13 protein-coding genes are annotated in these 13,271 nt (G+C 42.2%); 3 read left to right on the top strand and 10 right to left on the bottom strand.

Annotation, left to right across the window (positions count from 1 at the left end; translation table 11 throughout):
- The first annotated feature begins 11 nt into the window (after positions 1-11).
- Positions 12-2,111 carry a lamin tail domain-containing protein gene (locus FBF83_RS21350; protein ID WP_205665312.1) on the top strand — a complete coding sequence of 700 codons (2,100 nt, stop codon included), beginning with the start codon at positions 12-14 and terminating at the stop codon, positions 2,109-2,111.
- 276 nt (positions 2,112-2,387) lie between these two features.
- Here the strand turns inward: FBF83_RS21350 and FBF83_RS08305 are convergent, their stop codons facing one another.
- The gene (locus FBF83_RS08305; RefSeq protein WP_136946698.1) at positions 2,388-2,945 is read right to left on the bottom strand and encodes a manganese efflux pump MntP family protein; all 558 of its coding nucleotides are present in this window, start codon (positions 2,943-2,945) and stop codon (positions 2,388-2,390) included.
- 139 nt (positions 2,946-3,084) lie between these two features.
- Here FBF83_RS08305 and FBF83_RS08300 point away from each other — a divergent pair, with 139 nt between their 5' ends.
- Positions 3,085-3,342, top strand: a complete 258-nt coding sequence (locus tag FBF83_RS08300) for a DUF2533 family protein (protein WP_136946697.1) — start codon at positions 3,085-3,087, stop codon at positions 3,340-3,342.
- A gap of 43 nt (positions 3,343-3,385) precedes the next feature.
- On the opposite strand, the gene FBF83_RS08295 is transcribed toward FBF83_RS08300, so the two are convergent.
- The 5 genes from FBF83_RS08295 to prfA all read right to left on the bottom strand — a co-directional run bounded on the left by FBF83_RS08295 (position 3,386) and on the right by prfA (position 7,762).
- Positions 3,386-4,426 carry an L-threonylcarbamoyladenylate synthase gene (locus FBF83_RS08295; protein ID WP_136947150.1) on the bottom strand — a complete coding sequence of 347 codons (1,041 nt, stop codon included), beginning with the start codon at positions 4,424-4,426 and terminating at the stop codon, positions 3,386-3,388.
- Positions 4,427-4,614: 188 nt separating this feature from the next.
- Entirely contained in the window at positions 4,615-5,046 is a 432-nt protein-coding gene (locus FBF83_RS08290; RefSeq protein ID WP_136946696.1) for a GNAT family N-acetyltransferase, read from the bottom strand.
- 86 nt (positions 5,047-5,132) lie between these two features.
- Positions 5,133-5,741, bottom strand: coding sequence for a stage II sporulation protein R (gene spoIIR, locus FBF83_RS08285; RefSeq protein ID WP_136947149.1), 609 nt, complete (start codon positions 5,739-5,741; stop codon positions 5,133-5,135).
- 97 nt (positions 5,742-5,838) lie between these two features.
- Positions 5,839-6,687, bottom strand: coding sequence for a peptide chain release factor N(5)-glutamine methyltransferase (prmC, locus tag FBF83_RS08280; RefSeq protein ID WP_136946695.1), 849 nt, complete (start codon positions 6,685-6,687; stop codon positions 5,839-5,841).
- Between the two features lie 4 nt (positions 6,688-6,691).
- On the bottom strand, positions 6,692-7,762 hold the full coding sequence (gene prfA, locus FBF83_RS08275) for a peptide chain release factor 1 (protein ID WP_136946694.1): 1,071 nt from the start codon (positions 7,760-7,762) through the stop codon (positions 6,692-6,694).
- Positions 7,763-7,902: 140 nt separating this feature from the next.
- Here prfA and FBF83_RS08270 point away from each other — a divergent pair, with 140 nt between their 5' ends.
- Positions 7,903-9,237, top strand: coding sequence for a CoA-disulfide reductase (locus FBF83_RS08270; RefSeq protein WP_136946693.1), 1,335 nt, complete (start codon positions 7,903-7,905; stop codon positions 9,235-9,237).
- 34 nt (positions 9,238-9,271) lie between these two features.
- On the opposite strand, the gene FBF83_RS08265 is transcribed toward FBF83_RS08270, so the two are convergent.
- The 4 genes from FBF83_RS08265 to rho form a co-directional block, all read right to left on the bottom strand.
- The gene (locus FBF83_RS08265) at positions 9,272-9,643 is read right to left on the bottom strand and encodes a hypothetical protein (RefSeq protein WP_136946692.1); all 372 of its coding nucleotides are present in this window, start codon (positions 9,641-9,643) and stop codon (positions 9,272-9,274) included.
- A 393-nt stretch (positions 9,644-10,036) separates the two neighbouring features.
- A complete protein-coding gene (locus tag FBF83_RS08260; protein ID WP_136946691.1) occupies positions 10,037-10,654 on the bottom strand; it encodes a thymidine kinase in 618 nt (205 codons plus the stop codon).
- A gap of 639 nt (positions 10,655-11,293) precedes the next feature.
- The gene (rpmE, locus tag FBF83_RS08255; RefSeq protein ID WP_136946690.1) at positions 11,294-11,494 is read right to left on the bottom strand and encodes a 50S ribosomal protein L31; all 201 of its coding nucleotides are present in this window, start codon (positions 11,492-11,494) and stop codon (positions 11,294-11,296) included.
- A 152-nt stretch (positions 11,495-11,646) separates the two neighbouring features.
- Positions 11,647-12,912, bottom strand: coding sequence for a transcription termination factor Rho (gene rho, locus FBF83_RS08250; RefSeq protein ID WP_136946689.1), 1,266 nt, complete (start codon positions 12,910-12,912; stop codon positions 11,647-11,649).
- Positions 12,913-13,271 lie beyond the last annotated feature (359 nt).

The following is a 13,271-nucleotide window of genomic DNA, read 5'->3' as shown; positions in this document are numbered from 1 at the left end:
GGATGATGTAAGTGCAAAAAAAGAATTGGTCCATTTTCAATCTTGTCACTGTGTTCGCTCTAAGTCTCTCAACTGTTCTCACACCGATAGCTGATGAAGCGTATGCGGAAGGTCCAGCCGATCCAGCTCCGGAAATCTCACCTGTAGGTACTCCAAGCGGAAAAGACATTTTGTTTGATAACACTCATGGTCAAACAGCAGGTGCAGCAGATTGGGTTATTGATGGTGCTTTCTCTGATCTTGGGAACGCTTTAGCAAATGAAGGTCATCATGTAAAAGAATTACGAAAAGACTCCCCGCTAACTCTTGCAGATTTGAATACATATGAAGTTTTTATCGTTGGAGAAGCGAATATTCCTTATAAAGCATCTGAACAAGAAGCGATGCTTCAGTACGTTCAAAATGGCGGAAGTATTTTCTTTGTAGCGGATCATTACAATGCCGATCGAAATAAAAACCGCTTTGATTCTTCAGAGATCTTCAATGGTTACAGAAGAGGTGCCTGGTCTAATCCTACGAAAGGTATGGGTTCAGAAGAAGCGGCTTCTGAAGCAATGCAAGGAGTGACGAGCTCTGATTGGTTATCAAATAACTTTGGAATTCGCTTCCGTTACAATGCAATTGGAAATGTAACGGCAAATGATATTGTTTCTCCTGATCAAGCTTTTGGTATTACGAGCGGCGTTTCAACAGTTGCGATGCACGCAGGCTCAACTCTCGCTGTAACTGATCCGAATAAAGCAAAAGGAATTGTATATCTTCCTCAAACGTCAGCTAAATGGTCTTACGCAGTTGATCAAGGCGTTTATAACGGCGGAGGTCGCGATGAAGGTCCATTTGCTGCAATTTCTAAAGTTGGTAAAGGAAAAGCCGCTTTCATTGGCGATTCTTCACCTGTTGAAGACTCTTCTCCAAAATATAAGCGCGAAGAAACAGGTGGCACTAAGACAACTTATGATGGTTTTTCTGAACAAGACGACTCTACTCTTCTAGTAAACCTTGTAGATTGGCTTTCAACTCAAGAAAATTATACAGATTTCACTCAAGTAAGTGGACTTCAGCTTGATCAACCCACGCCTGTTCTAGCGATGGAGGATCCACAATCGTCAACTGAACCACAAGCTGAACCATGGGCTCAACCGGATCCAGGCTACAAATGGTATGACCCTTCGACGTTTAAAGCAGGTTCTTACGGTTATGTAGGTTCTTCAGGCGGTGGCGACCCATCCGGCGGAGAGAATGTATACTTCTCTGAATATGTAGAGGGTTCCGGTTATAATAAAGCGCTAGAAATTTTTAATGGCTCTTCAGCGGCTATTGATCTATCATCTTACTCAATTGAATCATCTAACATCACGACAAGCATTCCACTTTCAGGCACTCTAGCAAGCGGAGATGTGTTTGTGATCGCCAATCCTAATGCGTCATCATCCATCCTTTCAGTAGCAGACGCTCAGGATAGTTCAATCTCATTTAACGGCGATGATTCCGTATCGTTAAAGCACAACAGCGTTACAACAGACACAATCGGTACAAACGGCACCAATTTTGGTTCAGACGTTACTCTTGTTCGAGATTCCTCTGTTGCAAGCGGCTCAACAACGTATGTAGCAAGCCAATGGAACTCGTACACAACAGATACGTTCTCTTACCTTGGTAGCCACAATGGATCAACAGCAACACTTGGAGAAGATTTCGAAACTGGTTCAAAGGGATCCTATACAACTGGAAATGTAACTACTTCAACAGGATCATGGACATTTGCAAACGCCCTTCTTGGCGACCTTTCGAATGATAAGAAAAACGGAGCACAATCTGCAAGAATTAAAGCACCTGGATCCATCTCTATGAATTTCGACGCACCCTCTGTGTCAGTTGTGAAACTAACTCATGCGAACTTTAGTTCAGATTCTGGCGCTACGTGGAAGCTCCAGAAGTCCACAGATCAAGGGACAACCTGGACAGATGTGACTAGTGCTTCTACAAGTGGTAGTACATTAACTGAAAAAACAATCACTGTAAATGTTAACTCACCAGTAAGATTTAAGGTTGTCGTATCTGGTACATCAGGTGAGCGAATTAACATTGATGACGTAATCATCTTAAATTAATGTTCCTTTTCTAACCGCTGACACTCAGCGGTTTTTTTAAAAAGTCTTTTTCTTAAAGATTGTTGTTTTTTAAGAGGTTTGGTATAAAAAAGGTAACACTTCAAGGTTGGTTGGAGCGGAAGGATGCTCGACTCCTGCGGGATGAGCGGGACAGGTGAGACCCCACAGGAGCGTAAGCGACGAGGAGGCTCACCGCCCGCCCCGCGGAAAGCGAGCATCCTGGAGTGGAAATCAACCCCTACTCTTATCGCAACAATGTCTCCGAAAAGAGCCTTTTTATATAATGAGCAATTTAAGCCCAAACCCAAATAAAATACAACCGCCAAGCAGCTCACTGTATGATCCGATATAGTGTTGGAATTTGCGCCCCATCATTAACCCAGCCCAAGTTAGCATCATACTAAAGACTCCAAATAGAATAATCGACACAATAACACGTGCACCGTATATCCCGAGACTCAGCCCAACTGAAAAACTATCAAGGCTAACACTTAATGAAAAAAGCAGTAAACCAAAACCTAGTGGCGTTACGAATGGCTTATCACTTGAAGAAAGCGAGGATAGTCCCATTTGAAGCCCTAACAAGAGCAATAATCCTCCACCTACCATTGTTGCAATTGTTCCGAAATGCTCTGATAAGAAACGTCCGATCAACATGCCAGCAAGTGGCATTCCCATATGAAACAGGCCAATAACCGCACCGATTTTGGCAATTTGGCGAAGCCTGAGCGGGATCATTCCCATTCCAAGGCCCACTGAAAAAGCATCCATACCGAGAGCAAATGCCATTATGCTTAGCGTTGCAAGCTCTCCAATTAACGCAGTGGAAATCATTCCATCTCCTCCCGGGACGTGCTATTCAACTTTTATGCGTGTCCACTTGAAAATAGAAGGAAAAGAATGAATAATAGATTAAGAAAGGCTCGCTAAGGGTAAATAGCTAAGGATGAGCCAAATTGGAGGAACTAATACTATGAGCGTTCACAAAGGAATTTCAGATCAACTTAGCAAAAAAAACCGCGAGATTAATTTGTTTATACAATTAGATAAAGAACGAGAAGCAGCTATCGCTCGGGCAGTTGCACATTGTGAAGCAAACGAAGAATACACAACTGACCGCATCAACGAACTATCTTCTCAAATTAATGAACTTGCCAAACAAGGAAGCATTCCAACACGTACTTATGTAACAAACGCTATGATTGAGGAGTATTGTCAGAAGAAACGCTAAAAAATGAGAAAGACCGGCTCAGAATACTGAGCCGGTCTTTCTATTATTCTTTGATTACACGATTGTTCGCAGCTTTCGTTAATCGATTCATAACGGCTGCTCCTACACCCGCATGTGTAAACATTTCACTATATATTTCATCCACATTTGATTCATCAAATTTTCTAAGAACATCATATAACCGATTGGCGACTGTAATGAGATCGTGTTTCGATCCGCAAGGAATAACAACGTCAGCTTTAAATAATTCTTTTGACTCCTCTGTTGCTAGCACACCAATCTTCAGCCCTTCCGCTCTCCTTTTATCCACAAGTTGTTGGATAAACGAATAAGAACCATCCACAAGGGTAACCGGTGCGGTAGGTGCATAATGCTTATATTTAACTCCAGGAGACTTAGGTTGATGACCATCATCACTAAGCGCTGGATCAATTTTCACTTCCCCAACAACTTCTTCAAGCTGCTCTTTCGTCACACCACCTGGTCTTAGAATGGTCAAAACATCGCCAGAGCAATCAACGACCGTCGATTCCAACCCAACTCCAGTTGAACCACCATCCACAACTCCAGCAATTCGTCCGTCTAGATCATGAATGACGTGTTTCGCTGTCGTTGGACTCGGTTTACCGGATAAATTCGCACTTGGAGCTGCCAGTGGCAAATTCGCTGCCTTCAATAATGCTATTGCTACTGGATGATCGGGCATTCTAACCGCAACCGTATCTAGGCCTGCTGTCACATTCGTGGCCACACTCTTTCCACCAGGTAACACAATTGTTAATGGTCCTGGCCAAAATGCATTCATTAATTGATCAGCTTGCTTCGGAATATTTGTTACTAACTTTTCCACATGTGGACGAGATGCGACGTGCACGATGAGTGGATTATCAGCAGGACGGCCTTTTGCTTCAAAAATTTTTGCGACAGCCTTGTCTGATAAGGCATTTCCCCCGAGGCCATAGACGGTCTCTGTCGGAAAGGCGATCACTTCATCTTGTTTTAAGTATTCCGCAGCTTCCACAATCTGTGGATAATCTTTTTTGCTATCCACATTTTCATCCACATACCAAACATTTGTGTGGATACCTTCCACGTTATTCACCCTCTTACTTGATAAAGACTAGTAAACCCGCTTATTTCGGGATAATAAGTGGTTATTCCACAGAATTCTACACATTTTGTAAAAACGCTTCCTTTTGCTTTTTCATCATTCATCCACAATGTGTGGATAACATACGTTCGTTTTGTGTATAACATTGTTGATGAGACAAGCTAAACTAAGCGTTTTTTCATAATGACCCGATTACTTTCTTGATCTGTGAACAACCTATTGCTTTGCATTTGAATCGGTAGGCTTTCTCCGTTAATTGTCGAGAAACCAAAAACTTGGAAGAAAAAAGACTCTTCCTTAGAAGTGAGGTACAACTCGTCCAACTTCGTTTTCTTCGCATATTGAATGACTGAATCAAAGAACTTGAGCAACCCTTCAGAGGTTGATTCCGAGCTGTTTAGAACAAGCGCTCGAAGAAGACCTGCAGCACCGAACGTTTCAAGGCCAATAACTCCGAATAGCTCTTTCGTTTCTGTTTCGGCAATTAGAAACGATTCAATTTCAGGAAGCCCGTCCACTTCAAGGCCAGATTCTTTCACAATGTTCCATACGGCGGATTCGTCTTCTGCTGTCGCTTTTCTTACTAGAAACAAATGAATCATCCTCCTTCATTCTTCTGATAAAGAGCACAAAACCGTTCTGTTATGGTCTTATGCGTAAAAGGAGGATAATAGACTAACTATTTAAATATTCCCTTGAACCAATCGCCAACTCCATCAATTAGTTTAACAAGAAAGAAATCTACTTCCACTTCATCTGAAGGTTCTTGAACCGTTTCCTCATCGCCTGCAGCTTGTACCGCATCGCCATTTGAGAAATCAAGAAAGCATAATGGAGGGAAAAGAACGCACCACCAGTTATCCCCAAGTCCTTCACCGATTGTAATCAATACAGCTTCATAACTTCCTGCAGGATAAACAAAATCACCATACAACTTCGTTGGGAAAGCAACTTCTTCAAACTTCACGGAAAATGATTCACTGCTCCCGACTTTTGCAAGCTCTGTCTTAACAATTGCTTCAATTTCACTTAAATGACCTTTAATCACTTTACGTGAAGCTTCAATGGAAGTTAAATCTGCAACCCAGCCGTTAATGGATTCATTTACCTGATCACGAATTTGGCGTTTAACCGTTTGGTCTTCATCGCTATTACTATTTGCTAGTATACGAAGACGAATCGCTTCGTCTGGAATCACCTGGTTTGCTGATGCTACATCCGAACCCTGGAGACTTGAAGCAAGAATAAAAATTGAGATTAATAGATTTATAAGTCCTTTTTGATTCATCATCTTGTATCCCCGTCCCTTCTAGCTCTCATTCTGGCCAGAATTACACGTTCTAAACGTATAACTCTTCACCAGAATGTGAGTAGATTCGACGAGGCTAGTTTACAACACCAAATACCATACGCTCTTTGCCGCTAATGTCTTTGATAACTTCAACCTGTATACGATCTCCGAAAGAGGCTTCTAACATATCTGCTACCGTTCTTGCTTGTGTATCCCCGACTTCAAACCCAATTAAGCCTGGGCTTGCCAAAATGCCCGGAAGATCAGTTGCGAGACGACGATACAGATCATAACCATCTTCTCCTCCAACGAGTGCCTGAATCGGCTCATGATCGCGTACAAGCGGATCAAGCTCTTGATAATCAGCTTCCGAAATATAAGGTGGATTCGATACAACAATATCGACCTTTCTTTCTTTAAGAGGATCAAGCAGATCTCCATGAAGAAATGTAACAGGAGCTTGAAGATCACGAGCATTTCCTTCTGCAACGTGAAGCGCTTCTTCAGAAAGATCAACAGCCGTTACATGGCTATTGGTTAATTCAAGAGCAAGACTAATCGCAATTGCGCCGCTTCCTGTTCCAATATCCGCAATCGACGCACAGGCTGGATCAGGAAAAAGACGTTTTGCTCGAGATAGAATACCTTCAACTAGTTCCTCTGTCTCAGGACGAGGCACAAGAACATGGTGATTCACACGAAACGTTCGACCATAGAATTCTTCTTTCTCACAAATGTGCTGAACTGGAATACCACTTGCATGCTGATGAATTTTATCCTGAAAGCTAGCATAATTCGGCATTTCATCTCTCATCATGAGCAGAAGTTCTGTTCGAGATAAACCGAGCTCATGTTTCATCAACCATTCCGCTGCTGTTGCTTCTCTACCATGCTTTTCTAAAAAAGAAGAAGCCCATTTAAGGGCTTCGAATACAGTCGTCATAAGGTCACTCTCCAGCTTCTGCCATCAAGCGCGTTTGCTCTTCCGTAATAAGCGCATCAATAAATTCATCAAGTTTTCCTTGAAGAATTTGATCCAGCTTTTGAATCGTGAGGTTAATACGGTGATCTGTTACACGATTCTGCGGGAAATTATACGTACGGATTCGCTCTGAACGGTCCCCAGTACCTACTGCTGATTTACGATTGTCATCATACTCTTTCTGTGCTTCTTGCTGGAACTTATCATAAACACGAGCACGAAGTACTTTCATCGCTTTTTCTTTGTTCTTGATCTGAGACTTCTCATCCTGACACGATACAACCACGCCTGTTGGTGTATGCGTTAGACGAACGGCTGACATTGTTGTATTAACACTCTGTCCACCAGGTCCACTGGATGTAAATGTATCCACACGAACATCCTTGTCGTGAATCTCTACTTCCACTTCTTCCGCTTCAGGAAGAACGGCTACAGTTGCAGTTGATGTATGAATACGACCACCTGATTCTGTTGAAGGAACACGCTGAACGCGGTGTGCGCCATTCTCATACTTCATCTTGGAATAAGCACCTTCACCGTTAATCATGAAAATCATTTCTTTAAAGCCACCGAGCTCTGTAGAACTGTACTCGATTACTTCAGATTTCCAGCCCTGCATTTCAGCAAATCGACTGTACATTTTGTACAAGTCACCAGCAAATAAAGCCGCTTCATCTCCACCCGCAGCGCCACGAACTTCGATAATAACGTTCTTATCGTCGTTTGGATCTTTAGGAAGAAGAAGAATTCTTAGACGCTCAGCATACTCTTCTGCTTGTGGTGTAAGTTCTGATAACTCAGCTTTCACCATTTCACGCATCTCTGCGTCTTTCTCTTCTTCAAGCATTGCTTTCGCATCTTTAATGCCTTCAAGGACTTCCTTATATTCACGATAAACTTGCACGGTTTCCTCAAGGCTTGACTGCTCTTTGGAATATTCGCGGAGTTTCGTTGTGTCATTAATGACTTCAGGATCACTTAACAACTGATTTAACTTATCATAACGTTCTTCTACTATTTCTAAACGGTCTAACAAGATCTTTCACCTCGTTTTCGTTGCATAACATTCTAATTATAGTATAGGACATTTCACCCGTCAAAAGCAAAATCAGCTTGAATTTCTTTTAAACAGGGTAAACTGAAAAGAAGAGACCGCTAAAAGAAAGGTGATGGGTTATGAAAGTTGTTATTATTGGTGGAGACGCTGCTGGCATGAGCGCAGCAATGCAAATTGTTCGGAACGACGAAAATGCAGAAGTTGTAACGCTCGAAAAAGGAAATATTTACTCTTATGGCCAGTGTGGACTTCCATATGTCATAAGCGGAAAAATTGAATCATCCGAGAAGTTGATTGCTAGAACAGTCGATACATTCCGTGAAAAGTATGGAATTGACGCGAGGGTTTTCCACGAGGTAACCGAAGTTGATACTGAAAACAAGGTAGTGAAAGGAACGAATCTAAAGACAGGTGAAGCTTTCACGGAAAACTTTGATAAACTTCTTATCGCGACGGGGGTAAGTCCAGTTAAACCAGGATGGGATGGCATTGACTTAGAAGGTATACATACACTTAAAACGATCCCAGATGCAGAGAAAGTCATGAAAGACTTAGATGATTCCATTAAGAAAGTCACAGTGATTGGCGGAGGATACATTGGTCTTGAAATGGCAGAGGCGTTTAGAGAGCTTGGCAAAGAGGTCCGAATCATTGAACTAGGTCCTCAACTCGCCAGTATCTTCGATAAAGATATGGCAGAATTTATTCATGAAGAAGCTGAACGTAACAACGTTTCTGTCCACACAAACGAAGGAGTTCAATCATTTAAAGGCGATAAGCGCGTGAAAAAAGTGGTTACAGATAAAGGAGAATACGATGCTGATCTCGTTCTCGTTTCTGTTGGCGTAAAGCCTAACACTGGATTCTTAAATGATTGTGGCATTCACATGACTGAAAATGGTGCTATCCAAGTAAATCGTTATATGGAAACAAGTATGGAGAATATTTATGCCGCTGGTGACTGTGCAACCCATTTCCACCGTGTAAAAGAGCGAGATGACTTTGTACCCCTCGGCACTACAGCAAATAAACAGGGACGAATTGCTGGACTGAACATAATCGGACAGCCGAATACGTTTAAAGGCATTGTCGGATCATCTGTTATTAAATTCTTTGAACTAACACTCGGCCGAACTGGTTTATCTACGAAGGAAGCAGAAGAGCTCAACCTTCCATATGCAAATTGTTCTACAGAGGCAACGGACATTGCAGGATACTACCCAGAAGCGAGAGAGCTTCGTGTGAAAATTGTGTACAGAGATGACAATGAACGCATTCTCGGTGGTCAATTCATCGGAAAGTACGGCGTTGATAAACGCGTAGATGTCCTTGCAACAGCTCTATACCACAACATGTCGCTTCACGATATTGAAGACCTTGATCTTTCCTATGCACCACCATACAACAGCGTATGGGATCCGTTGCAACAAGCAGCAAGAAGAGCCCAACATTAAAATATGTAACAAATAACCCTCTCGCTCGAGAGGGTTATTTGACTCTAACGTGAATTTTATATCTCGGTACTGTTTTGTAGATCTTTGCTGCAAGTTGGTTCTTCAGCTGATTAACATCTTCTTTCGCATTGCCAAAATTCACATTAACCCAGGCATGATTTCCTGTAATTGAAATAGCTCCTGCGTTATAGCCTTCTGCTTCCACAACTTCTCTAATCTTGTTCTGATCATCGCTAATGGTTGATTTATTAACACTCATATTACGATAAGACTGCGGGTTTAAGTTAATATCTGTATTCAGCTGCTGCCCTTCTCCGGCCTGTCCATCAGAAGTAGGTGGTTTTAGTGGCGAACAAGCAGAAGCAACTAGAATAGTTAGTACCATCAAAAAAGTAAAAATTCTCATGCGTCTGACACCTCCTGTTCTTAAAGTGCCCAATGAATCAGGAGATAGATCAGTTAAAAAATGTAAATGAAAAGGATCCTTCTGTAAGGATTGATGTTTGTTGCAGTGGATTTGCGCTCCAGGTACTCGCTTTCCGCAGGGCGGGCGGTGAGCCTCCTCGTCGCTAACGCTCCTGTGGGGTCTCACCTGTCCCGCTCATCCCGCAGGAGTCGAGTAATACCGAAAAGCGGAAGTGGCCGGTTAGGTCCGACAAGCGCTGGAGGCAATTCATTTGAACACGGTCTTTGTGTTCGGATGAATTGCTGAAGCGACTCGAGGACCTGGCCACTGCAGCTAGATCACGAAAAGCGGAAATGCCAGTTTACACAACAAAAAAAGCCCGGGATTCCGGGCTTATTTAGATACTTCTTGTTGCTTTGGATCTCTTGCTGTTGGTTTACCGGGTACTTTATGGCAGTGACGGCAGCGCGGTTCATATGATTCTGAAGCTCCTACAAGAATAATTGGATCATCATAATGAGCGGGCTTACCATCGATCAAGCGTTGCGTTCTACTTGCTGGAGAACCACACACAACGCAGATGGCTTGGAGCTTTGTAACCGATTCTGCTACTGTAAGAAGCTCAGGTACCTGTCCAAATGCTTTCCCACGAAAATCCTGGTCAAGACCTGCTACAATGACACGCACGCCTTCATCAGCAAGTTGCTGAGCAACTTCTACAATGCCATTATCGAAGAATTGAACCTCATCAATCGCAACCATATCTGTATCTTCTGAGACGCGACTTAGAATGGCCTGTGAGTGATCAACTGGAACAGCAATAACTGACATCCCATTATGAGACACAACAGATTCTTCACTATATCTATTATCAACTTTTGGTTTAAACACCTGAACCTTTTGCTTTGCATAAGTCGCTCTTCTGACTCGACGAATCAACTCTTCTGACTTTCCTGAGAACATACTCCCACAAATAACCTCAATCCAGCCGCTGTGTTTCATGACATGCATGCAACCGCTTCTCCTTTCTCCAGCATAGGCATTAAAAAATCGGCTAAGCCAAATCTATGGCAACAGCCTGATCATTGTTTACTGCTTATACTTTCATTTATTTTGATTTATATTAATTAGGCTTTTTTCGTAAACTTTGTTGCTATAGAGAGCGGTTGATTTCCGCTCCAGGATGCTCGCTTTCCTTGGTGCGGGACACTTGAGCCTCCTCGTCGCTTACGCTCCTGTGGGGTCTCACCTGTCCCGCTAATCCCGCAGGAGTCGAGCATCCTTCCGCTCCAATCAACTAAGTGGTGTTCTCTATAGAAAAATCTTTTAAAATCAACAATCTCATAGAAAAGAGCCATTAATTAAAAGACACAAGGGGATAGAGGAGCACTAGATGCTCCTACGATTTTTGGCTCATTCGAGTGAAACCTTAGTTTCACTCGCCTTTCAGCTAAGCTGAAAGGTCGCCGTTTTGGTAAGAAACGAGTGAGCAAATTCATTTGCTCGAACCGTTTCTTACCAAAACGGCGGAAATGAGCCAAAAATCATCCCCATAAAATAACACAACCAACGCTATTGTGTTTCATTATTACTTATAGTGTTAAAAAAACAGGCAAGAAGTAAATACTTGCCTGTTTTCTATTATTAACCTTAACGGTTGTATTTTTTTCTAAACTTATCTACGCGTCCACCAGCGTCATTAAACTTCTGACGTCCAGTATAGAACGGATGACACTCAGAGCAAACCTCTACGCTGACGCCGTCCTGTTTTGTAGAACCAGTTTCGAATTCGTTACCGCAAGCACACCTAACAGTGATTTTTTCATAACCTGGATGAATTGCTTGTTTCATGAATTTCATCTCCTTCCGCCCTGATCCCTGAGGAACCAGAGTTATCTGAAGCTAGAAGGCAATGCCTTCTAGCTTCTGCACACATAGAAGTATTATAGCAGGGAGATACCTACAATGCAATTGGTCATTCCAATCTTAAATCAGTTCAATCTTTAACGTGAAGAACCGCTTTTTTCTTTCTCAAATAGATCGAAAAACTCACGGTTTGCTTTCGTTTTCTTAAGGCGTTTTAAGAAGTTATCCACAAATTCAAATGAATCATCCATGCTCTTACGAATTGTCCAAAGCATTTCAAGCTGTTCTTTCGGAAGAAGAAGTTCTTCCTTACGCGTACCAGAGCGACGAATATCAATCGCAGGGAACACGCGACGTTCTGCAAGTTTACGATCAAGATGGAGTTCCATGTTTCCTGTACCTTTAAATTCCTCATAAATGACGTCATCCATACGAGAACCTGTTTCAACAAGGGCTGTCGCAAGAATCGTCAGGCTACCGCCTTCTTCAATGTTTCTCGCAGCACCAAAGAAACGCTTAGGACGGTGAAACGCAGCAGGATCAATACCACCTGAAAGCGTACGTCCACTCGGAGGAATAACAAGGTTATAAGCACGCGCTAGACGTGTAATACTATCGAGTAGAATAACTACGTCTTTCTTATGCTCAACAAGACGCATGGCACGTTCAAGAACAAGTTCTGCCACTTTAATATGATTGTCTGGAGTTTCATCAAAAGTTGAATGCACAACATCGCCATCAACAGAACGTTCTATATCCGTTACTTCCTCTGGACGTTCATCGATTAGAAGAACAATAAGTTCTGTTTCTGGATGATTTGTTGTAATGCTGTTTGCAATTTCTTTCAATAGCATCGTTTTACCTGCTTTTGGAGGTGCCACGATTAATCCACGCTGTCCAAATCCAACGGGCGCAATCATGTCAATAATACGTGTTGAAAGACTACCCGACTGATTTTCAAAGTTCATGCGTTTCTCAGGGTAGAGAGGTGTAAGCGCAGGGAAATGGACACGTTCTTTGGATGAGTCAGGGTCTTCACCATTTACTGCCGCTACATGCAACAGTCCGTAGTAACGCTCATTTTCCTTTGGAGGACGGACTTTTCCAGACACACGGTCACCATTACGCAAATCGAATCTACGAATTTGCGATGCCGAGATGTAAATATCTTCTGCACTTGAAGAGTAATTAATCGGTCGAAGAAATCCGAATCCTTCAGAAGAAATGATTTCAAGTATCCCTTCCATGAAAAGAAGTCCAGACTGCTCTGCCTGTGCTTTTAATATGGCAAAGACAAGCTCTCTTTTGTTTAACTTGCTATAATACGAGACTTTATACAATCTTGCCTGCTCATACAGGTCTTTTAACGTCATTTGTTCTAATTCTGATAAATTTACTGCCATGTTGACACCACACTTTTTATATAATGATAGGTTTTATCCCAAAAATTGAAGCACGAAATGACAATTAGGTCACAGTGGGTTGCCACAAATAAGCGAAACCCTTGAGATCTAATGCAACATTCCTTTAAATCAATAAAACGTTTTTGAAGTCCAAAAGCTGTTTGAAAACAATAGGATTCTGCTGAGAGAAATAAACTAAATCGATCTTCGAAAATAAAGAAAGAGAGAAAAGAGTTTGTTGAGATCCTGTGAGAGGCTATCCATTCAGGCATCTCTTAAGTGAGAGTAGAGGAAGAACACAACGAAGGTGTTGCTTAACAATCGTTACTCTTAGTTTAATTGGTCCAATAGCATTGAAG

The organism is Guptibacillus hwajinpoensis (genome assembly GCF_005144865.1).
Lineage (GTDB): Bacteria > Bacillota > Bacilli > Bacillales > Guptibacillaceae > Guptibacillus > Guptibacillus hwajinpoensis_A.
Note: the sequence above shows the minus strand (reverse complement) of the source record. Positions and strands in the feature narration are given on the sequence as shown.